Source organism: Bacillus sp. AFS012607 (assembly GCF_002558005.1).
Taxonomy (GTDB): domain Bacteria; phylum Bacillota; class Bacilli; order Bacillales; family Bacillaceae_G; genus Bacillus_A; species Bacillus_A thuringiensis_S.
This window is the reverse complement of sequence record NZ_NTVM01000002.1, coordinates 1-25,411: the sequence shown is the minus strand read 5'-3', so window position 1 is coordinate 25,411 and position 25,411 is coordinate 1. Positions and strand designations below refer to the sequence as shown.

Sequence of the window (25,411 nt, the reverse complement as noted above, 5' to 3'; positions counted from 1 at the left end):
TTCATAATGTGGAAAAATAGGGGGATTTATATGTCAAAGTGGCAATCAAAAGAACAATTGATTCAATTATTAAGCGGTCTTGTTGAAATTCCTAGTATTACCGGTTCAGAAGCTGAAGTAATATTGCCAGACTTTGTTGTGGAACAGTTATCTGATTTACAGTACTTCAAAGAAAACCCGCATCATTTACAAAAAAATCCGACAGGGGACGGACGATATTTTGTTACAGCACTAGTAAAGAAAAGCGATAGTATAAAAAATACTGTAATTCTAGTAAGTCACTTTGATGTTGTAGATGTACAAGATTACGGAGTGTGGAAAGAAGATGCATTTAATCCTAAAAAGTTAACATCTATGTTTTATTCTCATAAAGATGAACTTCCAGACCATGTACGTGAAGATATAGAACATGGGGAATGGCTGTTTGGTAGAGGAACAATGGATATGAAATGCGGTCTAGCATTACAAATGGCAATGATTGAACAAGCATGTGAAGGAAGATTCGATGGGAATGTTCTTTTATTGGCTGTACCAGATGAAGAAGTGAATTCTGTAGGGATGAGGGCCGCTGTTCCAAGACTGTTAGATTTAGCTAGAGAGCATAACTTAGATTATAAAACGGTCTTAAACTCAGAGCCTATGTTTTCAAGACATCCTGGTGACCAAAATAAGTATATTTACACTGGCTCTATTGGTAAAGTGTTACCTGGTTTTCTTTGCTATGGAAAAGAGACACATGTAGGTGAACCTTTTGCAGGCTTAAATGGGAGTTATATGGCTTCATTAATAACAGCAGAATTAGAGTTAAACACAGACCTTTGTGATATTGTAGAAGGGGAAGCGAGTCCTCCGCCAACTAACTTACTTCAAAGGGACTTAAAGGAGGATTATTCTGTACAAATTCCGCATCGTGCAGTTACATTATTTAATTTGTTTTTATTAGAAAAATCAATGACAGATGTAGTTTCATTGTTACGTCAAAAAGTAACGAAAGTAGCAGAGAAAATAGAAGAGTCGTATGAAAAACATGCATATCGTTTTTCTAAATATAATCCATTTATACCACCTAATCTTAAAGTAAATGTATTAACTTATGAAGAGCTTATCACATATGCAATTGAGCAACATGGACAAGAAAAAATAAATCATATTCAATCTAATATTATAAAAAATAGAGAAGATAAAGATGATCGTGCGGTAACGATTGATTTAGTAGATAAATTAGCGATTTTATGTAAAGAAAAGGCACCGATGATTGTACTTTTCTTCGCTCCGCCGTACTATCCAGCTGTGAGTTCGCGCAACAATCCTTTAATAAAAGAGGTAGTTGTAGAAATGGAAAAGTATGCACACTACAATCATAAGATTACATTTGAAAACCAAAATTATTTTGGGGGGATTTCAGATTTAAGCTATGTAGGCTTGCAGTATCCACTGGATTCAATGAGTTCTCTTGTAGACAATATGCCATTATGGGATAAAGGTTATTCAATTCCACTTCAGGAATTAGAAGAGTTTGATGTTCCAGTATTAAATATGGGGCCGGTAGGAAAAGATGCACATCAATGGACAGAACGTCTAGATGTAAACTACGCATTTGAAACACTAATAGATATGTTACCGAAATGCATTGAAAAATTATTAGTTTCTAATAAAATTACACAATCATAGTAGGGAATAGGTAAGGGATAAAACAGAACCTTTAAAGAAGATTCGAATGAAATTATTTTAATATAATTAAAAAGCGGAACGGCCAAGCTCAATTTTATATGAGTTTGGCCGTTTATCATGTAGTGAATTTTTAATTAAAATTATGTGAATTCATAGCTAACGTAATCTCTTTTATAGTTTTATTTTTTAGTTTGACCAGATAGTTCAACAGACTTTTGCGTACAACGTTGCATAGCTGAAATAATCGCTGTTCGTAATCCTTTTTCCTCTAATGTTGCTACAGCTTCTATTGTCGTTCCACCAGGAGAACAAACCATATCTTTCAATTCACCTGGATGTATTCCTGTTTCTAGTACCATTTTTGCAGAGCCTAACACAGCTTGAGCAGCGAATTTATATGCTTGATTTCTTGGCATACCATCTAGTACAGCAGCATCTGCCATCGCTTCTATAATCATATATACATAAGCTGGTGAAGAACCACTTACAGATGTTACAACATCCATTAATTTTTCACTTACGATCTCTGTTTGACCAAAACTATTGAAAATGTTTAGTACATCTTCTAAATCTTTTTCTGTCACCATTTCATTAGGGCATAATGCAGACATTCCTTCTCCAACAAGAGCAGGAGTATTAGGCATTACTCTTACAACCTTTAATTTTTTATTAAAGGCATTTTCAGTACTTTCAATACTTTTCCCAGCAGCGATCGTAATGATGATAGCATCGTTTTTGATTACTTCTTTTATTTCATTAATTATTGATGCGTATAGGTCTGGTTTGATTGATAAAATTAAAATATCAGCATTTTTAGCTACTTTATTGTTGTCGGTAGTTGTAGTTAGCCCATATTTTTCACTAGCATTTTTTAAATTAGCAGTGTTTAAATCTGAACAAATAATATGATTTGAAGACACTATATTTTTGTTTATCATTCCGCCAATCATAGCCATTCCCATATTTCCGCAACCGATGAATCCAATTTGTTTATCCATAATAACTCAATCTTGCTCCTTTTATAATCAATTATATCGGTTTGATATTATTTTCTTAGAATAAGAATAACATCCCTGTGCAATATAAAGAAACATTCTAAGAGAATATATTCCTTTTTGCAACACTAAAAGATAAAAATTAATTATATTCGACATTATGTAAATATATACACTATAATTTAAGATTTTATGTTTATGAATATGAGTTAAACTTATATCATTTTGTATTTTCATTCAGTAGGGCGATAATTTCATACAAATAACTTGTGGCTCTATTTATTTTTAAAAATACCTCTTGACACCGAATCGAACTATATCGCATAATATAAAAAAATTAGATTGAAAATCGTTGAAGGGAATTAGTACATATGTCTTCTTGCGAAAGAGAGTGGAATTCACCGGCTGAAAGATTCCTCGTATAGAATATATCGAACCTATCCCTGAGTCTTAAATGAAAGTTTAGGCGTTCGCCTGCGTTATAGGCACCAAGTGGATATCTATGTATATCAATTAAGGTGGTACCGCGGAACAATGACCGTTTCGTCCTTTTTATTTTATTAAGGGCGAAGCGGTCATTTTTATTTTGCTCTTAAATACTTCAGTGCAGCATTGATGAGAATAGATATAGTTACAAAGTGAATGAAGTGTAATTTATAAAAAACTTTGATTTTAGACTTGGGGGATAAAAAAGTGAAAAAACAACGAGTTGTTGTAAAGATTGGGAGTAGTTCCTTGGCAGATAGTCACGGAGGCATCTCTACAGAACAGCTTTCAGATCACGTTGCCGCATTGGCTCGGTTGAAAGCTGATGGGCACGAGGTTGTGTTAATTACATCTGGAGCCGTCGCTGCAGGTTTTTCAGCGCTAGGATATCCTAGCAGACCTGTAACGATTAAAGGGAAACAGGCTGCAGCAGCTGTCGGACAAAGTTTGTTAATGCAGGCGTACACGGAGGAATTCCGTAAATATGGCATCGTTACTGCGCAACTTTTGTTGACGAGAAGTGATTTTTCTAGAAAAGAACAGTATAGTAATGCTTACGCTACGTTAGGAGAATTATTAAACCGTTCCGCTCTTCCAATTATTAATGAAAATGATTCCATCTCTTTAGAGGAGCTGACGTTCGGTGATAATGATATGCTGTCAGCTTTAGTAAGCGGGCTTGTTTCGGCGGATATGCTTATGATTTTTACAGATGTGAACGGGTTATATGACAAAAATCCTCAGAAAAATGCGGATGCAAAAAAATATTATTTTCTTCCTGAAGTTACGGAAGAAATTTCTTCTCTTGCAGGAGATGCTGGCTCAAAACTTGGGACTGGCGGTATGAAATCAAAAATCGATGCTGCAAAGACAGCACTCTCTCTTGGTGTGAGTGTATTTATCGGAACAGGACGTGGACAGGAAAAGTTTGTAGATGTTTTGAAGGGTAAGGGTGATGGAACGTATGTCGGTAATGCTCCTCAAAAAGAAATGAAGATGAACAAGCAATGGATTGCCTTGCATTCGCTTGTTAGCGGACAAATTGAAGTAGATGCTGGGGCAGCTACTGCCATCATTCAGCATGGTAAGAGTTTACTTCCAGCTGGTGTTACGAATGTATCAGGATTTTTCCAAGTGGGTGAAGTTGTAGAGGTTGTAACGCAACAAGGGCGCGTAATAGGAAAAGGACAATGCACATATAGTGCAGAGGAACTAAGAGATGTAAAAGGTATGCAAAGCCAAGATATTCAAGTAAGAGGCGAGAGACATAGTTATGAAGTCATCCATAGGGATCATTGGGTTTCACTTTAAAAAGGAGGAAATAAAAATGAATGAAGTGTTGGCAAAGGGGATAAAAGCAAAAGAGGTTGTTAGGGAACTTGTACTAAAATCTACAAATCAAAAAAACGAAGCACTTGCTGCAATTGCAAATCAATTAATAAGTGAAACAGCTTATATTTTAGAGGAAAACAAACGGGATATAGAAGAAGGTAAGGCAAAAGGGTTTTCTGATTCTCTCCTTGATCGCCTTATGCTGAATGAACAGCGTATTGTTGATATGACAGAAGGGATTAAGCAGCTAATTGAATTACGTGATCCTGTAGGAGAATGTGTAAGTGCATGGGAAAGGCCAAATGGACTATCTATTCAGGAAATGCGCGTACCACTTGGTGTTGTTGGGATGATTTATGAGGCAAGACCGAATGTAACAGTGGATGCTGCTACAATTTGTTTGAAAACAGGAAACGCAGTCATATTACGTGGTAGTTCTTCTGCTATTCATTCTAATAAAGCGATCGTTGCCGTTATTCACAGGGCGCTCAAACAAACAAGCTTACCTCAAGAAAGCGTCCAGCTTATAGAAGATACAACGCGAGATAGCGCAAAGCAGTTGTTTACAATGAAGGATTATCTAGACGTTCTTATTCCAAGAGGTGGCAAACAATTAATCGATACTGTTGTGAGAGAAGCGTCTGTTCCAGTACTTGAAACAGGTGCGGGAAATTGTCATATATTCATTGATGAAACAGCGGATAAACAAATGGCATTGGATATTATTATAAATGCAAAAACGCAGCGTCCATCTGTATGTAATGCGATTGAAACGATTGTTCTTCATGAGAAGTGGGCAGAGAAATATGGTAGCGAGTTGTTTTCTTCTTTGAAGGATAGAGGTGTGGAGCTACGTGGTGATCAAAAAGCATTTGCAATGGATTCTTCAATTGTACTTGCTTCAGAAGAAGACTGGGGGACAGAATTTTTATCTCTTACACTAGCAGTGAAAGTGGTTTCCACTGTTGAAGAAGCGATTCATCATATAAATACGTATGGATCTATGCATTCTGAAGCAATTATTACTGAAAACGAGGAAAACGTCAGCAAGTTTTTTACTTCTGTAGATGCCGCGGCACTTTATCATAATGCATCGACTCGTTTTACAGATGGATCCGAATTTGGATTCGGAGCGGAAATTGGTATCAGTACACAAAAGTTACACGTAAGAGGCCCAATGGGGCTTCCAGCATTAACTTCTACAAAATATGTGATTCGTGGAAATGGACAAATTCGAAAATAATAATAAAAGACACTCAATTGGCTTGGGTGTCTTTTATTATAAAAATTATTTACCATACAAATAGCCCAACGAGCATAGCGCTTAATAAAGAAACAGCCATCCCGCTAACAAGAAGCTTCCAAACATTTTTACCGATGATTGATGATTTTTCTCCGCCAAATAATGAATTGTAAGTTCCGTAAATCATACCTACTGTACTAAAGTTAGCAAAAGAAGCTAGAAATGTCGTTGCAACCGCAACCGTATGCGGTTGTAGCGACTTTAAGTTTGATTTTAAATCCATCATAGCAACAAATTCATTCGTTGTAATTTTTATTCCCATTAATTCAGCTACATACATAGCATCTTTGCCGGATAAACCGAGTAAAAATGCAAAAGGACTAAAGATAATGGAGAAGATTTTTTGAATTGTTAACCCCGTTACAAAAAAGCCTAAAATCCCATTTAAACATGCTGTTAAAGCTACATACCCAATTACCATGGCTAAAATAACGATAACCATATTCATTCCAACTAACATACTGTTTGAAATAGTAGAAAAGAAATCCTTTTTTTCATGCTTTGAAGGTGTATATACGACATCATCTTCTTTTGTAACTTCCACAGGATTTAATACATTGGCTAAAATTAATGCATTAATACAGTTTAAAGGGATTGCACTGAAAATATATGTAGCTGGTACCATTGATAAATAAGCGCCAAGAATGGATCCGCTAACGCTACTCATACTCATAATTCCAAAAGTCAACAAACGATTTTCTTTTAAAACAGATAATTGATCACGAACAACTGCAAGTGCTTCAGTGTTTCCTAAAAACATCATTTGAATGGAAAAGAAACTTTCTAACTTTGGTAAACGAGAAATCTTTGAAATAACCGCACCTACTTTATCAATAATCCAAGTTAAGATTCCGAAATACGAAAGAATATCGAAAAAAGTAATAACAAAGATGATAGGCAGTAATGCACTAAAGAAGAAATCAATGTGTGGACTGTCCATAGCGGAAGGAAATGCAAATCGAATACCTTCGTTCGCGCATGCCAGTAGCCAACTGAAAAATGACGCAATTTTATTAATGATAATACTGCCGAGCTTCGTGCCTAACATAAACCACGTAATAAAAAGCTCCAATATGATGAGAATTACAATTGGTCTCCATTTTATATGGTTTTTGTTAGGTGAACATAAGAAAACGATTAATATGACAACGAAAATCCCTAACATATTTAATATGAAATGCATGTCAACCACTCCTTGAGCTTTATTATTTGTATATAAAAAAGCTCTTATTCTTCTTAATTTAGAATGAATGTGGTTTAATTTATATTTTTATAAATTCTAAAAACATAGAAGGTGAAATTCGATAAAAATAGAATTTAATACATAGCAAACAAGGAGGGGATAAAAATGGAGGTCTATCACATAACGAGTAGAAAGAGGGAAACATACAACGTTCAGGTGAAATATTCGATACTTTTCGAATGTGCACTTGGCATTGCAGCAATTACTCATAAAAGGTTAATTAATACACTTGAAAAGACTGAAAGTGAATGGGAAGGAATTAGACAATCATTAACAAATGAGATGAGAGAACACTTACAGTTTGTAGAAGAACATAATACGTGGAAAGCATTGCTTCAGTTATTGTATGAAGAGGATTTTCAGGACTTATCGCAGTTTAATTTTAAAATTGATTCACTTTCAGAAGAGGATTTGAAATTTATATGTTTACCGTTTTTAGGAGAGAAATATGAAGAGAAAAGACGTTTAGCTGCAACGGGAGTTGTATGTGCAATACACGAACTAAAGGAACTAACAGATGATCATCCGTTTTTTTCTACTTATATTAGCTTTATATGTGATGTAGATGTACAAGTGCTGAAATCTCATTTAATCGCTGTTATGACAGGTTGGTATGAGAGTGTAATTAAGAAAGAGGAGGAAGTACTTTCTATATTAAAACGAGATTATGAAGCAAAAAATGAAATGAATAAAAAGATGAAGCCGGAAGAGTTTGTCGAGTGGGCGACTGGCGGAGTGAACTATATGCCAGAGCCAAGTATTCATCACGTACTTCTTATTCCGCAAATGACGTACAGACCGTGGAATATTGAAGCAGATATTGATGATACGAAAGTATTTCATTACCCAGTTGCGAATGAAAGCATTCATCCTGAAGATCCGTATGAACCGAATTATTTTTTAGTTCAAAAACATAAGGCTCTTGGGGATGAAGCGAGATTGCGAATTGTAAAAATGTTGTTTGAAAAAGAACGTACATTACAGGAAATAACGGAAAGATTGCAGCTTGGTAAATCGACAGTACACCATCATTTGAAATTGTTACGTGCAGCGAAGTTAGTTGATATACATGACGGAAAGTATGTATTAAGGAAGAAAGTAGTACAGTCGTTAGCAAAAGAATTAGAAGCATTTTTAAATAGATAATATGCAACGAGAATGTACATAAAGGGAGGAATATAAAAGAAAAGTTGGTGTGTGAAATTGAAAAATATATTGAAAAATCGTTCGTTCTTTTTTATGTGGATTGGGAGTGCAATCTCAGAATTAGGAGGGGCTTTCGGAACGTTATGTAATTCAATTCTAGTATATGAGTTAACAGGATCGGAAATGGCTTTAAGTAGTATGTGGCTATTATATTTCATCCCATCACTCATACTGCAATTAATAAGTGGCCCATTTATTGATAAATGGAGCCGGAAGTGGATTATGATTTTTTCACAATGGATACGAGCGTCCGTATTCTTATTACCTTTGATGATGCTAGTTTCGGGTAGTATAGAAGTTTGGCACATTTATGTTGTTCAAATTGTAGTGGGACTTATTACACCTCTTTATACACCTGCGAGTCAGGCAATTACACCGAGCATTGTAAGTCAAGAACAACTTCAAGACGCAAATGCGTACATTGATGGAATGACTCGCCTTATGATGTTTCTTGCGCCAGTATTAGGTGGAGTAGTAATTCATTACATTGGAACAGAATTTACATTATCTTTTGTATGTATTTGTCTATTTGTTAGTGGTGCTTTCTTACTTTATATAAAAGAAAAGAGAACTACAACAGATATAAGAAAAACGTGGCTAGAACAATTTCTTCAAGGTTTTACATATTTTTTTACAAAACCAATCATCGTTTGGCTCGGTATATTTCTTACTTTCGTGCAGTTTGGAGTAGGGGTAACGATGGTCACAAATCTTCCTTATATAAAAGACGAGCTGTCAGCGGGATATGCAGAGTACGGCTATTTCATGGCAGGTTTTCCACTTGGCTACGTAATTGGCTCAGTATTAGTCGGAAAAGTAACATATAAAAGCCGGCGTATACTTATGCTTGGAGGATTGTTTATAGGGGGGCTCACATACATTTCATTAGGGTTCAATCATAGTATTGTCATTGCAATAATAATTGAAGTAATAGCAGGGATTTGTATTGCATTTTTCAATGTTCATAACACGACAATATGCCAACAAACCGTCCCAAATAATATGATGGGACAAGTATTTTCAGTGCGTTTATTTTTTATACGATCCGCTATGCCATTAGGTGTGTTAGTAGGGGGAATATTGAGTGAAATGTGGGGAGTAAGAGCGCTATATGTAATCATCGGTGCAATTATATGTGTTACATCTTTAATAGGGATGTTACTTCCATATTTCAAATTTTTAGATGAGGCGATAGAAAAGAAATCAGCATAATTCAAAAAATTAAAACTTTACAATTGAAAATAATTATCATAATCAATTATAATAGAAGCATACTAGTATTCGTATTACAAAGAGGGAGTGGGATATATGTTTATCGAAACGAAAACATTTACAGTAAAAGAAGGTACATCAAATATAGTTGTAGAACGTTTCACTGGAGAAGGTATTATTGAAAAATTTGAAGGCTTTATCGATTTAAGTGTTCTCGTGAAAAAAGTAAGACGCGGCGACGAAGAAGTTGTCGTAATGATTCGCTGGGAATCTGAAGAAGCATGGAAAAACTGGGAAACAAGTGAAGAACACTTAGCTGGACATAGAGCAGGCCGTGGTAAACCAAAACCAGATCATATTATTAATGTGGATCACGCAGTTTATTATGTGAAATCATCGAAATCGGCTTATCAACAGTCTTAATATACAAGCAGAGGATACATGTTGTAGAAGCAAACATGTATCCTCTTTTTTATTACTGGGGGATGTAAATGATAGGAAATCTTTCATTCATTAAAAAAATGTTCTAGGATATAGAAAAAAATATTAGACTTATAAAGCATAGTCTTAGATGGAACGCTTGAATATCTTGCCTTACATATTTAAGGGTTATGAAAATGAGTCTATATCCCTTCTGTTTACAAGGAGATGAGTACATGAAGCTGAATCATTTAAATTTATGTGTTGATGACTTATCAGAAGCGAGACATTTCTTTGAAACATTTTTTGATTTTCAATTTTTGGAACAAAAAGGGAAAGCACTTGTAGTTATGAGTGATGAGAGTGGATTTATACTTGTGCTAAGTGATCCAAAAGCATTTAAAGGGAATAAGGAAGTTACGTATCCGGAAGCTTTTCATATTGGTTTTTTAGTGGAAACTACAAATGAAGTGGATCAAGCGTATAATCGTTTAGTAGCAGGCGGCATTGAAATAGATAAGGAACCTTATTCGATGCGAGGTAGTAGTTATGGTTTTTATTTTACAGTATTTAATGGCTTATTAATTGAAGTGTCTTGTCTTGATTATAGAGAAGGTAAGAAAATTTCAAAGCTTAATAGTAATCACCAAGAGTAATCATTTGAAGGTGTATATTTAGCCCCTTATCCAGTTTGGAAAGGGGCTTGTTTATTTTATTACCTTATTTATCTTACTATTTGTGGATTGATTATAGTCTCACCTTATTTGTCTATCTGAATTTCAAATTCAAGCACAGCTTGATCTTTCCTAAACGGGATACTGAGTTCTTTAAATCGTAAGCTTATTCCAGACAAATTATCAGGAAGGACAGGAGATATAACGAATTGATGATTCATATGTCCATCGGTGCCACCACCACCTTCTGACCAGCAATCGTATGTATCATCTATTGATAATTGGAAGAAACTATGAGGCTTATTTTCAATAAAATCTTCATCCGTGGAATCCCAATCGCTATATAAATAAACTACACTAGCATTTGCATATTGCCGAATAAAAGTTACAGTATACATGACGCCATTATGTTCATAAGTTTTAAAAACAGGTACATGTTTTTTGAAGCCAGTTGGTTCAACGCGAGGTTTAAATTCTTCTTCATCCATCATGGAAGAGAATAATGAGTTTAGATAGTCTGGATAAAATTCGTATTGCTTAGCCCATTTATAAATCGCTTCATCATGTGGAAAACCTGGGTCATCACCTGAAAGTTCTTTTCGTTCTTTTAATAGGGCGCAAATTTTTTCATCAATAGAGTATAAGCGTTCATCGTAATGATCGGTAGGACGTTCGAAAGTCATTCTTCGCATAATCATTCCTCCTTTACTTTATTTTAACAAAAAAGACAGACTAATAAATAGTCTGTCTTTTTACATTAATTCTTCACATCATCATAAAGTTCAAGCGCCTCTTTCACATTCAATCTATTCTTCACAATACCATGTATTGCTTGAATCATCGCAGCTGGGTGCTCAGATTGCCATATGTTTCGGCCCATGTCTACTCCGATCGCGCCTTCTTGCAGTGCATTGTACGTAATGTTTAATGCGTCTTCGATTGAATCTAGTTTTGGGCCACCCGCGATGACAACTGGGGCAGGGCATGTGCTCGTTATTTTTTCGAATCCTTCGCAGTAATACGTTTTAATAATATCAGCACCCATTTCAACACATACGCGGGAAGCAAGTGCTAGAAAGCGAGCTTCACGTTTTTGTAATTCCTTTGCGACTGCGGTAATACCGAGTACTGGTAGGCCGTAATCGTGAGCTTCAGAAACTACATTTGCGAGATTCGAAACAGTTTGTGTTTCATAGTCTGATCCGACAAAAACAGAAACGCCAACGCCAATTGCGTTTTGCTTCACTGCTTCTTTTACAGGTGTAACAATTGTTTCATTCGCTAAATCTTTACCAACGACAGTAGCGCCGCCAGATACACGCATAACCATCGGTGTACTGCAGTTTTCAGGAATACAGGAGCTAAGTACACCGCGCGTTAAAAAGAGGGAGTCTGTATAAGGAAGTAAGTTTTTTACTGTTTCAAGTGGTTGTTCTAGTCCGTGAATTGGTCCTAAGAAATATCCGTGATCTATTGCTAACATAACCGCTCTACCATCAGGTAAAATTGTATTTAATCGATTTTTAAATCCCCAAGTCATTCGAAATCACTCCTTCGTTAATGTTGGATTTTCCGTTTGTACCGTATCTTTATTTGGTAAATGTGGTGACTTTATAAAAACAGCTTTAAAAGGTTTATCAGAATGGTTAATCAGATAGTGAGATTCATGAGGGCGAACTTGCAGGACATCACCTTGTTTAATCGGAACTCTTTCGTTATTTACATAGAAGTCTATTTCACCTTCTAACGCATAAAAAACTTCTTCACACGTTGTATGATAGTGATTTTGAAACTCTTGCCCAGGCTGAATGACAACAAGACCAAGATCAATATTCGGGCCTTGTATTAAATATTTCGGCCCGTTATCACCGAAGCGATAGGAGAAATCATTTTCATTCGCTTTTAACATACAGTTCACTCCTTTATGTAAATGAGTTACAGTGCACCTGGCGCAATCCACATATGTGTTGTAAGTCCTTTATCAGCTAAAGTGAGCTGACTGTTATACACGGTTTTCCATGTTTCATAGAATTCCTTGTATAGCTCGTGATTTTCCGTGATTGGTTCAAATGTATTTTCCCACTGTAAAAATTGTTCGGCAGCCTCTTCCATAGATGTATATATTCCAGCGCCAACTCCAGCAGCAATCGCAGTTCCTAAAGCAGCTGCTTCTTTCACAACTGGTACTTTTACAGGAATGCCGAGTACGTCTGATAGAATTTGTGGCCATAGTTTCCCTTTAGCGGCACCGCCAGCAAAAACAACTTCAGAAGGGAATGTATCAGTAAGATTTTCAATTAGTTTTAAGTTTCCAAGTGTAACGAAGGCCGCATTTTCTTCAATAGCACGGAACAGTTCCTTTTTTCCGCATTTGTCAGCGTCTAAACTTAAATTTAAGAATGAAGGTGCGGCATGACGCCAAGAAATGTAGTTCATAACGTTTGAAAAAGTAGGGATAATACCATATGAACCGACAGGTACGTCTTTCGCTTGTTCTTCTAGTAATTCATAAGCGTCTACACCGAGTTTTTCAGCGAGCTTTTTTTCTTCTTGGCAAAAAGCGTCTCGAAACCAGCGCATAACAAGACCAGGGAAAAAAGCGATTGTTTCATATTGCCATAGATTCGAAATGACATGGCAATTTACACGAATCGCAGCATATGGATCTGTAATTGGTTCTGTAATATTTACTTCTTGTTGCCAAAAGCTGCCTCCGCATATTAATGTTTGATTTGGTTTCACGACTCCAGTTCCGAGTGATGCCATTTGAGCATCTCCGCCGCCAGCGACGACAGGAATTCCTGCCAGTAATCCAGTTAATGCTGCACACTCTTTTGTAACGTTTCCGATTACTGTACCAGCCTCATTTACTTTTGGTGAAAATGGCAAAGTTATACCACACTCTTTAGCGACATCGTTATCCCAATTTCTATTTTGTAAATCAAAGATTCCAGACGTACAACCGTTGGAAGGGTCGATTTGCAGTACATCGCTTAATTTATACAAAATCCAATCGTTTAACATCGTAAAGGAGTGGATATTACAATAGATTTCTGGTTCATGTTTTTTAATCCAAAGTAGACGTGGTAAAGCACCTAATGAAAAAGTTTGCCCAGATTTTCTGTATAAATCTTCTTCAAGATGTGAGCGGATTTCTTTTAGCTCACTAACTTCAGCGGATGCACGGCCATCAACATTTGCACATGCCCATATTTCTTGCCCATTTTTATCATATAAAACAAAACCTTCTCGCATACTTGTAGCGCTAATAGCTTGAATAGAAGAAGGAAGTATATTACTTTTTTGTAGAACTTCTTTCGTACACTGTTGTACGAGTTGCCAGTTTGCTTTTACATCAAAATTCATAGAACCGGGGTAACGAGGATCAGTTTTATGAACCCATTCTTTTTGGCTTACTGCAATTTGATTGCCTTGTAAATCAAAAAGAACAGCTCGAATGCTTCCTGTACCAGCATCGAAAGCTAATAAAGTAGACATTAAGAATCACCTTCCTTTCTTAATAAGGAGAGCGCAGTTTCTTCATCAGTAATTAATGTATGAATAAATTTCCCTTTTAAAGCCCCATAAATGGCATCTATCTTTTGAGTACCTCCAGCCACACCAATGACATGCTTCATACTGCGAAGAATCGTAAGTGGTGTGCCAATTAGACGATTATGATGCGAGAGCTCTAATAAATCACCATTCGTATTATAAAACTGTCCTAAAATATCGCCCGCCCCGTTTTGACTTCGAATATATGTCATTTCACGTAGCGTTAATTTTTCTTCTTTTACAATCGTAGCGTCTTGAGATAACCCGCCAATACCGACAACTGCCGTATGTGCAAGTGAAGCGACATGAAGCATATCTTTCACGCTTGGTTCTGATAAAATACTTTGTGCCATTTCAGTAGAAGATGCTAGAAAAGGAGTAGGAATAATATGAAGATCACCTTGCATGTAATGTAAATAGTTTTGTTTTCTTGGGAGGTAGTGGTTTACTCCGCCTGTTAGCGTTACGAATGAAAGATTAATAGAACTTTCAAAATGAATGTTTTCTAGCATTTTACTTATTGTTTCACCCCAGCCGATGCCGAGTAAATCACCTTGTTGGAGATGAGTCTCTAAATATTGTGCAGCGGCTTTTCCGAGAGAAGCGTGATAATTGTCTATTGGAGTAGGGATAATGAAAGCATCTTTTAAGTGGAATTTTTTCATTAGGTCACGCTCAATACTTAAACAGTGTAAACCAGTTCCTTTTACGTGAAATGTAACGATACCTTCACTGCGTGCCTTATCTAATAACCGGACAACTTTATTTCTTGAAATGTGAAGAAGTGAAGCAATTTCCTGTTGTGTTAATTGGTCTTTATAATAGTACCAAGCTACTTTAGTTAATAAATTCTCTTCAAAGTTCAGCTGTGTCATACTCTTCATCCCTTTCAACAATTGACCACTCCTTAAACATATGTGCCACATATTTTGTTTATTCCAGTTGAAACGATTAATTGTACGTAGAAAAAAGTGTTCTAGATATAAAAAAAGGAATATACAATGCTACAAAACAAGTAGAACAAATAATCATTTTCTCAAAAAATGTTCTGGATAAAGGCAGGTGACATCATGTGGAGAACGTACCTTTATTACAAATAAAGAAAATGAGTAAGGCGTTTTTAAATCAACTTGTATTAAAAGAAGTGAACTTACAAGTAGAGCGTGGAGATATATACGCTTTAGTGGGGGGGAATGGCGCCGGGAAATCAACATTAATGAAAATATTAACGGGGTTATATTCGTATGATGATGGAGAGATGTATGTAAAAGGAATGAAGCAACAGTTTTCAAATCCGTCAGAAGCACATAGAAAAGGTATTTATTTAATACCGCAAGAACCACTCATTTTTCCGCATATGACTATTGAAGAAAATATATGTATCGGGTTAAAAGAAAAGAAAAAGAAACTAAGAGTACAGATTCAGCAATTGATTAACAGTCTAGGGTGGGATATTGACCTTTATGAGTTAGGAGCATCATTATCCATTGCGCAGCAACAGTTAGTAGAAATCGTTAGAGGATTAATAAGAGAAGCTGAGATTCTTATTCTAGATGAGCCAACATCGACATTAACAACACACGAAATTAAGAGTCTTTTTGTGTTGATGAAAAGTTTACAAGAAAAAGGAATTGGGATGATTTATATTACGCATCGTTTTCCAGAAATCTTTGAAATTGCCAACAAAGTAGCAATACTACGTGATGGAATGATTGTAAGCCAAGGTGATGTATGTGACTATACATATGACATGCTAATGGAGGGACTATTGCCAAAAGGATATAAACAGAAAGAGAAAATAGAAGTAGTTCAAGAGACAGCAAGGACGAAAAAAATATTAGAAGTGGTTGATATAAATGGTCACGCATTCAAAAATATATCATTCACTGTACATGCGGGAGAGGTTGTAGGTGTTGCTGGCATTATAGGATCTGGCAGAACGGAATTAGCAGAAGCGATATTTGGATTGAAAACTATAAAATCAGGGTCTATCTTATTAGATGGAAAATCAATTGATACGTGTTCTTTGCATAAAAGATTAAGCGAAGGGCTCGTTTATGTGCCGGAGGATAGGGCGAGGAATGGAATTTTCTCAATTGCTTCTGTTAAAGAAAATATTGCAGCAGCAAGTTTACAGCAAAATAAGCGCTTTTTTATAAATCAAGAAAAAGAAAGCGCTTTAGTTAATTTTTTTATAGAACAATTCCGAATTGTTGTACAGAATATGAATGAAGAACTCGCATCTTTATCGGGAGGAAATCAGCAAAAAGTCGTACTTGCGAAGTATCTCGCATGTAATCCGAAAATTATTATTCTTGATGAACCGACTCGCGGAATTGATGCGAAAGCAAGGCTTGAAGTGTATGAGACGATAGAAAAAATGAAAAGGGAAGGGCTTGCAATTTTATTAATCTCTTCAGATGTTGAAGAAATTGTTCAATTAGTAAACCGTGTATATGTAATGAGAAATGGACGATTTGTTTCTCATATGGAAAAAGAACAACTGAGTGTGAATGAAGTTACACGCCTTGCAAACGGAGGTGTAGCGAAATGAAACGTATGTTAAAAATGCATGAAACGTCTATCATACTGTTACTACTAATTTATATAGCCATGGTCGGGATAATAAATCCTAGTTTTGTTCAGTTTAACTCGTTATCGTTAATGATGAAATCAAGCGTTATTTTAGTCGTTCTAGCAATTGGCCAATCGTTCGTTTTATTTACGAAAAATATAGACGTATCAGTTGGCTCAATTATGGGATTAAGCGCGGCAGTTTGCGGGATGTTATTAACGAACGGATATAGTGCAGTCTTGTCGATACTTGCTGCTATAATGCTTGGTGCTATTATCGGTTTCATAAACGGGATTGGAGTTGCAAAGTTTCGGGTACCAGCCATTATTATGACATTAGGGATGTTAGGAATTGTTAGAGGTGCAATGTTAATCTTCACAGGCGGGAAGTGGATTGAAGATACTCCAAATAATTTTAAGAAACTTTCATCTATCGTCATACTTGGTCTGCCGATAATTGTATGGGGTGTTCTTATTATTTTATTACTACTATACTTCTTTTTAAGGAAGGTACCATACGGAAGATACTTCTATGCGGTAGGTGACAATGAAGATGGTGCGAGGCTCATTGGGATACCTGTTAATAAAGTAAAGATAAATGCGTTTATTATATCGGGCATAAGTGCGGCAATCGCTGGTTGCATATTTGTTATGAATATCGGGTTCGTTCCAAATCAAACTGGTACAGGAATAGAACTACAGGTGATCGCAGCTGCTGTGCTAGGAGGAATTCATCTAAAAGGAGGAACCGGTTCTATATTTGGAGCCGCATTAGGAGCATTATTTTTAGAAGCAATAAGCAGTTCACTCGTCTTTTTAAAAATACCAGCATTTTGGAATAATGCTATTTCGGGTTTTTTACTATTACTTATTATCATACTAGATAGTGTCATGAAGAAGTGGAAAGTAGAGAGGAGGATGAATCTATGAAGTATTTTTACAGATGGGAAGGTGTTCTAATCGTATTACTTCTTATAGAATTCATTCTCTTTAGTTTTATAAATCGTGATTTTTTAAATATTAGAAATCTCCTTTTTAGTACAAATGATTTTCTGTTTATAGCAATCGCAGCGATTCCAATGACTTTCGTTATTGTAACAGGAGGAATTGACGTATCTGTAGGATCTATTATGGGGCTAACTTCGATTTTAATTGGTGTACTTTGGATGAATGGGATTCATATTTTATTAGCAGTAATAATGGCACTTATAGTCAGTTGCTTAGCAGGAGCTTTAAATGGATTCATTATAAAAATGACAGATGTAGAACCACTAGTTGTTACACTCGGAACGATGTTTTTATATGGAGGAATTGCACTCGTCATTTCAGGAGGGGCGGGTGCTTCTGGATATGAAGGGATAAGTGGTTTACCTGATGCTTATGTACAACTAGCAAATGGTAGTTTTATAGGAATACCTAACTTATTATGGCTTCTTATCGCATTAACAATTGTATGCACGATTTTGTTTCACCGAACGATATATGGACGCCACGTACAATTAACAGGAGCGAACGAAAATACAGCAAAATACACCGGGATTCAGACGAAGAAAGTAGTAATCATTGCTTACATACTTTCTGGGTTAGGAGGTGGATTAGGGGGTGCTTTCTTAACTGCATATTTCGGTTCCGCACGTGCTGATATGGGAAGTGAAACAATATTACCAATCATTACAGCAGTCGTATTAGGCGGGACACTTATTACGGGAGGAAAAGGAAGTATTATTGGTACTGTACTAGCGAGTATTTTTATAGGCCTTATGCAATATGGCCTACAAATGACAGGTTTAACAAATGAACAATCAAATGTAGTAATAGGTATTATCCTTATTCTTTCAGTTATTATGAGACATTTCAAATTACATCAATTCTTAGCAGGGAAAAGACGGAATTTGCATAAGGGGGAAATGTCATGAAGAGAAAACTAGGGATTGTATTGATCGTATGTATTTGTTTAATTGGTTTAATCGCTTGTTCCAGTCAAACGGCAGATAAGAAAAAAGCAGATGATGTGAAATTTGCATTTATCCCGAAATTAACTGGAGTTGGCTTCTTTACATCGGGCGGTGAAGGAGCAAAGGAGATGGGAGATAAGCTAGGCGTACAAGTGAAATATGATGGGCCGTCTGAAGCGAGTGTATCAGGGCAAGTAAAGTATATAAATAATTTCATTAATCAAAACTATGATGCACTTATGATTTCCTCTACATCAGTTGATGGTTTATCGCAATCACTGCAGCGTGCTAAGAAAAAAGGAATGACTGTCTTAACGTGGGATTCTGATGTGAATCCGAAAGACCGTTCTTTTTATATAAGTCAAGGGACACCAGACCAACTTGCTAACTTATTAATTGAAATGACTTCCAAGCAAATTGGAGATAAAGGAAAAGTAGCTTTCTTTTATTCTAGTCCAACAGTAACGGATCAAAACCAATGGGTAACGAAAGCGAAAGAAATTATTAAAAAGAAATATCCGAACTGGGAAATTGTAACGACGCAGTACGGTGAAAATAATGCGCAAAAATCGTTATCAGTAGGGGAGAACATATTAAAAACGTATCCAGATATTAATGCAGTCATTTGCCCGGATGCAACGGCACTACCAGCGATGGCACAAGCAGCTGAAAACTTGAAAATGGATAAAAAAGTTGTTGTAACTGGCTTCTCTACACCAAACGTTATGCGTGATTACGTAAAACGAGGAACAGTACAACAATTTGGATTATGGGATGTAAAACAACAAGGTGCACTCGCAACGTATGTAGCAAATGAAATAGTAGTAAAAGGGAAGAAGTTAAAAGTAGGGGATAGTTTTGAAGTAAAAGGAATCGGAAAAGTGAAAGTAGAGCCAAACTCCATCCAAGGTTATGATTATGAGGCAGAAGGAAATGGAATTATTATATTGCCAGAGCGGGTTGTATTTACGAAAGAGAATATTGATAAATATAATTTCTAGTAACGAAAAAACGTCCGAATATATCGGACGTTTTTTATTTCTTCATTAGTTATGAACTGTTTCTTTTTCATTTAATCCAAGCGTACGACCTGTAGAAGTGTGTAGGTCTTGGAACAACCTTGGATTTTCAGTTAGTGAAATGCCATATGAAGGAATCATTTCTTTTATTTTTTCTTCCCATTCTACCATGCGGCTTGGGAAACATTTTTCTAATACTTCAAGCATGACGTGAACAGCAGTAGAAGCACCTGGTGATGCGCCTAGTAATGCGGCGATTGAGCCGTCAGCTGCACTTACTACTTCTGTACCAAATTGAAGTGTTCCTTTACCGCCAGCATCAGTATCTTTAATTACTTGTACACGTTGTCCAGCAACTACAATATCCCAATCTTCACTTTTCGCGTTCGGAATGAATTCGCGTAATTCTTCCATGCGTTTTTCGTGCGATAACATAACTTGCTGAATTAAGTATTTTGTAAGTCCCATTTCTTTTACACCAGCAGCTAACATCGTTAAGACGTTATTCGGTTTTACAGAACCGATTAAGTCAAGATTTGAGCCAGTTTTTAAGAATTTAGGTGAGAACCCTGCGAATGGTCCGAATAATAAAGCTTTTTTATTATCTATATATCTCGTATCAAGGTGAGGTACAGACATTGGCGGAGCGCCAACTTTAGCTTTACCGTATACTTTCGCATGATGTTGCTCTACAACTTTTTGGTTTTTACATACCATAAATAGTCCACTTACTGGGAATCCACCGATATGCTTTGATTCAGGGATACCAGTCTTTTGAAGTAGAGGTAGACTACCGCCACCACCGCCAATAAAGACGAATTTAGCAGTATGATGCTCAATTTTACCACTATTCATATCGTGTACTTTCACTTCCCACAAACCATTTTTCGTGCGCTTAATATTTTCAACACTATGCTTGTAGTTTAGCTCGACATTTTTCGTTTTTAAGTAATCAAACAACATACGTGTTAATGCACCGAAGTTAACATCTGTTCCAGAGTCAATCTTCGTTGCCGCCATCGGTTCATTAGATGTACGGCCTTCCATAATGAGTGGAAGCCATTTTTTTAATGTTTCAGGAGCGTCGGAAAATTCCATTCCTTGAAACAGTGGATTTTTTGAAAGCGCTTCAAAACGGTTTTTTAGAAACTCAACATTTTTTTCCCCTTGTACTAAACTCATATGAGGTAGTGGCATAATAAAATCTTGTGGATTACGAATTAATTTGCTTTTTACAAGATATGCCCAAAATTGTCTTGAAAGCTGGAATTGCTCATTCACTTTTACAGCCTTACCAATATCTATAGATCCGTCAGATTTTTCGGAAGTATAGTTCAGTTCGCATAGCGCAGAATGCCCCGTACCTGCATTATTCCATTCGTTAGAGCTTTCTTCCCCGGCACTTGCGAGTTTTTCAAAAACTTTAATTTCCCATTCAGGTGCTAATTCTTTTAGTAATGAGCCTAACGTTGCACTCATAATTCCTGCACCAATTAAGATAACGTCTGTTTTTTGCTGCATGTTGCTCATGATAATCTCTCCATCCCCTATATTGGCAAAAAAGTGTAGGTGTTTTCTATGTCTAAGCCGTAAAAGAGAAACACCGCCTAGGCCCCACCTAGGTGTATACCTTTTTTGTCTCAATTATATAACCATCTCATACTCTATTATAATAATTAATAGACTAAAATATCTAGTGTTATCTGATAATTTTAAACTATTTAACGTTTTATTCGCTAAAAATCTTATTTAACAAGCTCTTTTAAGGTGGTAAATAGAAAAAAATTACAGTTTGAAATTATCTCGAAAAAGCTTACGTATCCTTAAGTGACTAAATCGAGTACCTTTTTATGGGATTATTCTTTCTGTAATGGTAAGATTATTCTGAAAAAAAGGAGGGACTCTAATGTGTACAAAAGAACAAATTTCAAACTTATTTCGAAACTTTTCAATAAAGGAATGTAAAGGGTCAAGTGATTTATATGAATATTTATCAATGAAAATTGCTGAAGATGAGGAAGTACTTACACTATCGTCCTATGCTCAGGTAGGTCAACCAGTCCCAAACTTACTATTAGGTGCAGTACATTATTTATTGCTAGCAGGGAAAGAACATCATTTAAAAACGTATTATAGTAGTTTAGTTGAAAATGCTGATACAATTTTAGATAAAGCTTTTAATCATTTTAAAGATTTCTGTAAAGAGTACCGAGAAGAAATCATTACTTTGTTACAAACGAAACTCGTTCAAACAAATGAAGTAAGACGGTGCGCATACTTATACCCAAGTTTCTGCTACATATTTAACAAAGTGAAGAAGCCGTTAGCGTTAATTGAAATTGGGACAAGTTCTGGGTTGCAACTGTTCTGGGACCAATATCGTTATTCGTACGGGACGGATGAAATGTACGGAAATATAAATTCAAATGTGCATGTAACTTCTGAAATAAGAGGGGAGAATGTACCGCATTTTCTAAAAGAAAGCCCATCTGTCGTAGAAAGAATCGGACTGGACTTACATGTGAATGATTTACATAATGAGGAAGATTATTTATGGTTACGTGCTTTAATTTGGCCAGAACATAAAGAAAGGCTTGAGATGTTTGATCAAGCTGCATCTTTAGTGAAAAATGAATCTGTCCAATTCATAGAAGGAGACGGTGTAGAGCTATTATCATCTATTATTGAACAAATAAGTGAAGAAGCTGTTATTTGTATTTTCCATACACACGTCGCAAATCAAATACCAGAACAAGTTAAACATAAATTAGAAAAACAAATACAAGAAATCGGCGCAAAACGTGATGTATTCCACCTGTATAACAATATGTGGGATCGTGACCTTCATATTGATTATTATATTAACGGAAACGAATATCGTGAAACGGTTGGAGAAACAGAAGGACACGGGAGATGGTTTAGCTGGAAGATTGGAAATGAGACGCTTATTTAGATTAATATTGGCGCTCTCACTTGTAAAAAGTGAGGGCATAGGTTCAAGCATTAACTAAATGACTAAGGAATAAATATTATTAGTACAATACAAAAAAAGCTTCGGAGAAATCCTAAGCATTTTTTGTATTACATTTAAACCCCATAATGGATCATGTACTTCTGTTCTGCTGTAGCTTGTTCAATTTTTGAAGCTAACTCAATCAGCTCATCAGAATTTTTGAAGAACTTTGAAGATGTAACTGTTTCATAGAATATTGCTAATGATTCAGGCGGGATAATTGTAATACCGTAATAAGCTAAACCGTATTCCTGATTTTTGACTGTATGAAAGTAGGTTTTCATAATTGATAAATTTCGATTTAAGCTACTGATAATATCATCATCAACAGAAATACAATGATATTTCTCTGGTGTATAATCTTCGTAATTTTTTTGAGAAGTAAAATCGTCAATTATTCCAAAATCATGGACACATGCCATCATTATCATCCTTTCAATTTTAATAAAGTGAGTTCTATTAAAGTAAAATGGTCATTCGTTTAAGTGTAATAGAAATAGTTATGTAGTTCATAAAATATCTTCGGTTCTTCTTCGTGAAGACAGTTTATTTATCGATAAACTCATCGGGAGCCCAAGTGGCGATTTCATTCCCAGGTGCAGCGACTACAAGCCATTGCTCACATAGAACACCAGATTGCCAACATTCATAATAATCATGAAAACCATTTGCAAAAATAATTTGTCCACTATCTAATGTAATAATTAAATGAGGGCTTTCTAAGCCAAGTTGTATATCGGTAACTTTTTGTCTTCTTATCTTAAATATTCTTTCATATTCTTCTTCCCCAGAATAAACTTCAAATTCATCTTCATTTAATGGGTATCTTTTTTGAGGTTTATTAAATAAACACCATTTTGATTCGATATTGATATATAATTGTCCGTCATAATCAACTGAGTCGTGAAAGTTTGTGAAATGAATCTTTATAGCGCCTGGAGAAATACCAAATTGTAATCCATCAACTTGTGATCCGATGAATAGATTTTTCAACACCTTTTCAGCGTGAATTTTATCCTCTTTATTCATTCTTGAAATCCTCCTTTTCTTAAAAATATATTTTATCTTTTTATTGTAATAAATAAATTTTCATGTGAAATGAACCTTTTGTGAAAAACGAGCGAATATATTGTGAAAGATCATGAGAAGGGGTTGTAATGTTGGATGAAGTAAAATTGAAAGAATGGCTATAGAGTTTACTTTACTGTTAAAGTATTTCATATAAAAATCACGCATTCATTCTAAGTCATTTACCCAAATTGCAATATGTTCAATTTTCATAGGTTTCATCCATCCTATCTGTAGCAATTAGGCTTCCACTGTATTAAGTTTGCATTTGCATTGCAACAATTTTGCTTTGGTGTTAAAGCTAGTTGTTAAAGCTAGTTGTTAATTTTTGATTATGTACGTACATACAATATGTAATTAAGTAAATGATCAACATAGTAATTACAGAAAAGGGTGAATGAAGCATATGAATCAATTTGAGCAAATGATGTACGTTGGTGTCATCATGTCTATTGTACTATCCGTTATGATTTTAGGGTCCTTATATTATAATCCTCGACTTTCATTAACTGATTATCCGAAAGATATTCAAAAAGTAGTTTTTCCAAAATCGATTCATGAAAAAAAGCAAACCATTTACTTTAATATTGTATATAATGCTATTCTTTTCAGTTGTCCTTTCGTTTCTACATATATATTACATAAGCATGAAAAATTATTGTATATTGATGCTTATTTACACACTTTTGGTATTTTAATGATTTTTAATTTAGTAGATTTATTTATAATTGATTGGCTAATTTTTTGCTGGATTACTCCAAGGTTTGTTGTGATTCCTAGTACAGAAGGAATGAAGGGATATAAAGATTATAAGTTTCATTTAAGAGGTGCTATAGTCGCTACTAAAATTTTAGCAATCGTAAGTTTATTTTTGGCGGGAATTGCAACAACTATTTAGTGTGAAGAAGGGCATGAAGCTTTTATAAAAGATAAGGATATTTATAATATATAGAATTAGAAATAAGAATTTGATAGTATTGGAGTAAGGAGTTTTAATAACAGTATATTAAACAATATTAATATACTGTTGCAAATGTTTTGATATTATGTAAAATTATACAATTTTACAGAGGCATTTGATAAAATTCAAAAAATATAATGGAGGCTAATATGAAAAAAGTAATTGGCGCAGCAACAGCAACTATTTTTGGATTGGGGGCATTTACCACAACTGCTACCGCAGAAACAATCGTAACAGCAGATGTACTTAACGTACGTGAAAAACCGACTACAGAATCAAAAGTGGTCGAAAAAGTAAAGAATGGGCAAGAGTTAAAAGTCATCAATACCGAAGATGGTTGGTCAAAAATTGAATTGAACGGTAAAGAAGTGTTTGTAAGTTCGGAGTTTACAAAAGATGTGTATCATGTAACGGCGAATTTGTTAAATGTACGTACCGAAGCAAACACAGAATCAGAAATTCTTGGCAGACTGAAAAAAGATGATGTAATTGAATCAACGCATCAAGTAAAAGACGGATGGCTGCAATTTGAGTATAAAGGAAAAACAGCTTATGCAAACGTTTCTTTCCTATCAAGTACAGCACCAACTGAAAAGAAAACCGAAGAGAAAACGAAGCAAGTAGCGAAAGTACAAAAATCAGTTAAAGAAAAGAAAGAAGTAAAGACGCAGAAAGTAGCAAAAGCGAAAGAAACAACGAAAGCACAAGAAATAGTAAAGCCTAA

Annotated in this window: 24 protein-coding genes and 1 other annotated feature; of the genes, 14 read left to right on the top strand and 10 right to left on the bottom strand. The window is 35.4% G+C overall.

The window, feature by feature from the left end; all coding sequences use genetic code 11:
- Nucleotides 1-6 precede the first annotated feature (6 nt).
- A complete protein-coding gene (locus tag CN409_RS00385; RefSeq protein WP_115609908.1) occupies nucleotides 7-1,671 on the top strand; it encodes a M20/M25/M40 family metallo-hydrolase in 1,665 nt (554 codons plus the stop codon).
- A gap of 179 nt (nucleotides 1,672-1,850) precedes the next feature.
- Here the strand turns inward: CN409_RS00385 and proC are convergent, their stop codons facing one another.
- Complete coding sequence (gene proC / locus CN409_RS00380; protein ID WP_000360722.1) at nucleotides 1,851-2,669, bottom strand: pyrroline-5-carboxylate reductase; 819 nt, start codon at nucleotides 2,667-2,669, stop codon at nucleotides 1,851-1,853.
- A 340-nt stretch (nucleotides 2,670-3,009) separates the two neighbouring features.
- Nucleotides 3,010-3,220 (top strand) — a binding site (T-box leader).
- 139 nt (nucleotides 3,221-3,359) lie between these two features.
- On the opposite strand from proC, the gene proB reads away from it, so the two are divergent.
- Nucleotides 3,360-4,463: a glutamate 5-kinase gene (gene proB / locus CN409_RS00370; RefSeq protein ID WP_000744798.1), complete on the top strand. Its 1,104-nt coding sequence runs from the start codon at nucleotides 3,360-3,362 to the stop codon at nucleotides 4,461-4,463.
- Between the two features lie 16 nt (nucleotides 4,464-4,479).
- Nucleotides 4,480-5,727 carry a gamma-glutamyl phosphate reductase gene (proA, locus tag CN409_RS00365; protein ID WP_001006625.1) on the top strand — a complete coding sequence of 416 codons (1,248 nt, stop codon included), beginning with the start codon at nucleotides 4,480-4,482 and terminating at the stop codon, nucleotides 5,725-5,727.
- Nucleotides 5,728-5,776: 49 nt separating this feature from the next.
- Here the strand turns inward: proA and CN409_RS00360 are convergent, their stop codons facing one another.
- Complete coding sequence (locus tag CN409_RS00360) at nucleotides 5,777-6,970, bottom strand: NupC/NupG family nucleoside CNT transporter (protein WP_086390615.1); 1,194 nt, start codon at nucleotides 6,968-6,970, stop codon at nucleotides 5,777-5,779.
- Between the two features lie 165 nt (nucleotides 6,971-7,135).
- Here CN409_RS00360 and CN409_RS00355 point away from each other — a divergent pair, with 165 nt between their 5' ends.
- The 4 genes from CN409_RS00355 to CN409_RS00340 all read left to right on the top strand — a co-directional run bounded on the left by CN409_RS00355 (nucleotide 7,136) and on the right by CN409_RS00340 (nucleotide 10,524).
- Entirely contained in the window at nucleotides 7,136-8,176 is a 1,041-nt protein-coding gene (locus CN409_RS00355; RefSeq protein WP_000454581.1) for an ArsR/SmtB family transcription factor, read from the top strand.
- Nucleotides 8,177-8,227: 51 nt separating this feature from the next.
- Nucleotides 8,228-9,448, top strand: coding sequence for an MFS transporter (locus tag CN409_RS00350; RefSeq protein ID WP_086390614.1), 1,221 nt, complete (start codon nucleotides 8,228-8,230; stop codon nucleotides 9,446-9,448).
- A 96-nt stretch (nucleotides 9,449-9,544) separates the two neighbouring features.
- Nucleotides 9,545-9,871, top strand: coding sequence for a heme-degrading monooxygenase HmoA (hmoA, locus tag CN409_RS00345; protein WP_000469498.1), 327 nt, complete (start codon nucleotides 9,545-9,547; stop codon nucleotides 9,869-9,871).
- A 233-nt stretch (nucleotides 9,872-10,104) separates the two neighbouring features.
- Entirely contained in the window at nucleotides 10,105-10,524 is a 420-nt protein-coding gene (locus CN409_RS00340; RefSeq protein WP_000773089.1) for a VOC family protein, read from the top strand.
- Nucleotides 10,525-10,628: 104 nt separating this feature from the next.
- Here the strand turns inward: CN409_RS00340 and CN409_RS00335 are convergent, their stop codons facing one another.
- The 5 genes from CN409_RS00335 to CN409_RS00315 form a co-directional block, all read right to left on the bottom strand.
- On the bottom strand, nucleotides 10,629-11,234 hold the full coding sequence (locus tag CN409_RS00335; RefSeq protein WP_001253821.1) for a hypothetical protein: 606 nt from the start codon (nucleotides 11,232-11,234) through the stop codon (nucleotides 10,629-10,631).
- A 65-nt stretch (nucleotides 11,235-11,299) separates the two neighbouring features.
- Nucleotides 11,300-12,082 (bottom strand): 3-hydroxy-5-phosphonooxypentane-2,4-dione thiolase, encoded by a 783-nt coding sequence (lsrF, locus tag CN409_RS00330; protein WP_000219780.1) that lies wholly within the window; start codon nucleotides 12,080-12,082, stop codon nucleotides 11,300-11,302.
- A gap of 6 nt (nucleotides 12,083-12,088) precedes the next feature.
- Nucleotides 12,089-12,451 (bottom strand): cupin domain-containing protein, encoded by a 363-nt coding sequence (locus CN409_RS00325; protein ID WP_000909986.1) that lies wholly within the window; start codon nucleotides 12,449-12,451, stop codon nucleotides 12,089-12,091.
- 26 nt (nucleotides 12,452-12,477) lie between these two features.
- Nucleotides 12,478-14,040 carry an autoinducer-2 kinase gene (gene lsrK, locus CN409_RS00320; protein ID WP_000105712.1) on the bottom strand — a complete coding sequence of 521 codons (1,563 nt, stop codon included), beginning with the start codon at nucleotides 14,038-14,040 and terminating at the stop codon, nucleotides 12,478-12,480.
- Entirely contained in the window at nucleotides 14,040-14,990 is a 951-nt protein-coding gene (locus CN409_RS00315; protein WP_000677766.1) for a sugar-binding transcriptional regulator, read from the bottom strand. The genes lsrK and CN409_RS00315 overlap by 1 nt, the downstream gene beginning before the upstream one ends.
- 179 nt (nucleotides 14,991-15,169) lie before the next feature.
- On the opposite strand from CN409_RS00315, the gene CN409_RS00310 reads away from it, so the two are divergent.
- Genes CN409_RS00310 through lsrB form a run of 4 tightly spaced genes read left to right on the top strand, consistent with a single transcriptional unit; the run spans nucleotide 15,170 to nucleotide 19,627 of the window.
- Nucleotides 15,170-16,651 carry a sugar ABC transporter ATP-binding protein gene (locus tag CN409_RS00310; protein WP_017763315.1) on the top strand — a complete coding sequence of 494 codons (1,482 nt, stop codon included), beginning with the start codon at nucleotides 15,170-15,172 and terminating at the stop codon, nucleotides 16,649-16,651.
- Nucleotides 16,648-17,601: an ABC transporter permease subunit gene (locus CN409_RS00305; protein WP_000827500.1), complete on the top strand. Its 954-nt coding sequence runs from the start codon at nucleotides 16,648-16,650 to the stop codon at nucleotides 17,599-17,601. The genes CN409_RS00310 and CN409_RS00305 overlap by 4 nt, the downstream gene beginning before the upstream one ends.
- Nucleotides 17,598-18,587, top strand: coding sequence for an ABC transporter permease (locus CN409_RS00300; protein WP_000873533.1), 990 nt, complete (start codon nucleotides 17,598-17,600; stop codon nucleotides 18,585-18,587). The genes CN409_RS00305 and CN409_RS00300 overlap by 4 nt, the downstream gene beginning before the upstream one ends.
- Nucleotides 18,584-19,627: an autoinducer 2 ABC transporter substrate-binding protein LsrB gene (gene lsrB, locus CN409_RS00295; RefSeq protein ID WP_097981892.1), complete on the top strand. Its 1,044-nt coding sequence runs from the start codon at nucleotides 18,584-18,586 to the stop codon at nucleotides 19,625-19,627. Before CN409_RS00300 ends, lsrB begins: the two co-directional genes overlap by 4 nt.
- Before the next feature lie 45 nt (nucleotides 19,628-19,672).
- Here lsrB and CN409_RS00290 read toward each other — a convergent pair whose 3' ends face one another.
- Entirely contained in the window at nucleotides 19,673-21,175 is a 1,503-nt protein-coding gene (locus CN409_RS00290) for a malate:quinone oxidoreductase (RefSeq protein WP_000069147.1), read from the bottom strand.
- Between the two features lie 376 nt (nucleotides 21,176-21,551).
- Here CN409_RS00290 and CN409_RS00285 point away from each other — a divergent pair, with 376 nt between their 5' ends.
- Entirely contained in the window at nucleotides 21,552-22,598 is a 1,047-nt protein-coding gene (locus CN409_RS00285) for a DUF2332 domain-containing protein (protein WP_097981893.1), read from the top strand.
- A gap of 134 nt (nucleotides 22,599-22,732) precedes the next feature.
- Here the strand turns inward: CN409_RS00285 and CN409_RS00280 are convergent, their stop codons facing one another.
- Together CN409_RS00280 and CN409_RS00275 are read right to left on the bottom strand one after the other, a co-directional pair.
- Entirely contained in the window at nucleotides 22,733-23,083 is a 351-nt protein-coding gene (locus CN409_RS00280) for a hypothetical protein (protein WP_025117865.1), read from the bottom strand.
- A gap of 121 nt (nucleotides 23,084-23,204) precedes the next feature.
- Nucleotides 23,205-23,687, bottom strand: a complete 483-nt coding sequence (locus tag CN409_RS00275; RefSeq protein ID WP_140159723.1) for a hypothetical protein — start codon at nucleotides 23,685-23,687, stop codon at nucleotides 23,205-23,207.
- Between the two features lie 445 nt (nucleotides 23,688-24,132).
- On the opposite strand from CN409_RS00275, the gene CN409_RS00270 reads away from it, so the two are divergent.
- Nucleotides 24,133-24,624, top strand: coding sequence for a hypothetical protein (locus CN409_RS00270; RefSeq protein ID WP_001071238.1), 492 nt, complete (start codon nucleotides 24,133-24,135; stop codon nucleotides 24,622-24,624).
- A gap of 212 nt (nucleotides 24,625-24,836) precedes the next feature.
- Nucleotides 24,837-25,411 (top strand): SH3 domain-containing protein (locus CN409_RS00265; RefSeq protein WP_240518612.1); only part of this gene is annotated, 575 nt, incomplete at its 3' end.

Coding starts and splice junctions, on each gene's coding strand:
- CN409_RS00385 (WP_115609908.1), top strand. CDS start 7: ATGTGGAAAAATAGGGGGATTTATATGTCAAAGTGGCAATCAAAAGAA.
- proC (WP_000360722.1), bottom strand. CDS start 2,669: ATGGATAAACAAATTGGATTCATCGGTTGCGGAAATATGGGAATGGCT.
- proA (WP_001006625.1), top strand. CDS start 4,480: ATGAATGAAGTGTTGGCAAAGGGGATAAAAGCAAAAGAGGTTGTTAGG.
- CN409_RS00360 (WP_086390615.1), bottom strand. CDS start 6,970: ATGCATTTCATATTAAATATGTTAGGGATTTTCGTTGTCATATTAATC.
- CN409_RS00355 (WP_000454581.1), top strand. CDS start 7,136: ATGGAGGTCTATCACATAACGAGTAGAAAGAGGGAAACATACAACGTT.
- hmoA (WP_000469498.1), top strand. CDS start 9,545: ATGTTTATCGAAACGAAAACATTTACAGTAAAAGAAGGTACATCAAAT.
- CN409_RS00340 (WP_000773089.1), top strand. CDS start 10,105: ATGAAGCTGAATCATTTAAATTTATGTGTTGATGACTTATCAGAAGCG.
- CN409_RS00335 (WP_001253821.1), bottom strand. CDS start 11,234: ATGCGAAGAATGACTTTCGAACGTCCTACCGATCATTACGATGAACGC.
- lsrF (WP_000219780.1), bottom strand. CDS start 12,082: ATGACTTGGGGATTTAAAAATCGATTAAATACAATTTTACCTGATGGT.
- CN409_RS00325 (WP_000909986.1), bottom strand. CDS start 12,451: ATGTTAAAAGCGAATGAAAATGATTTCTCCTATCGCTTCGGTGATAAC.
- lsrK (WP_000105712.1), bottom strand. CDS start 14,040: ATGTCTACTTTATTAGCTTTCGATGCTGGTACAGGAAGCATTCGAGCT.
- CN409_RS00305 (WP_000827500.1), top strand. CDS start 16,648: ATGAAACGTATGTTAAAAATGCATGAAACGTCTATCATACTGTTACTA.
- CN409_RS00300 (WP_000873533.1), top strand. CDS start 17,598: ATGAAGTATTTTTACAGATGGGAAGGTGTTCTAATCGTATTACTTCTT.
- lsrB (WP_097981892.1), top strand. CDS start 18,584: ATGAAGAGAAAACTAGGGATTGTATTGATCGTATGTATTTGTTTAATT.
- CN409_RS00290 (WP_000069147.1), bottom strand. CDS start 21,175: ATGAGCAACATGCAGCAAAAAACAGACGTTATCTTAATTGGTGCAGGA.
- CN409_RS00285 (WP_097981893.1), top strand. CDS start 21,552: ATGTGTACAAAAGAACAAATTTCAAACTTATTTCGAAACTTTTCAATA.
- CN409_RS00280 (WP_025117865.1), bottom strand. CDS start 23,083: ATGATGGCATGTGTCCATGATTTTGGAATAATTGACGATTTTACTTCT.
- CN409_RS00275 (WP_140159723.1), bottom strand. CDS start 23,687: ATGAATAAAGAGGATAAAATTCACGCTGAAAAGGTGTTGAAAAATCTA.
- CN409_RS00270 (WP_001071238.1), top strand. CDS start 24,133: ATGAATCAATTTGAGCAAATGATGTACGTTGGTGTCATCATGTCTATT.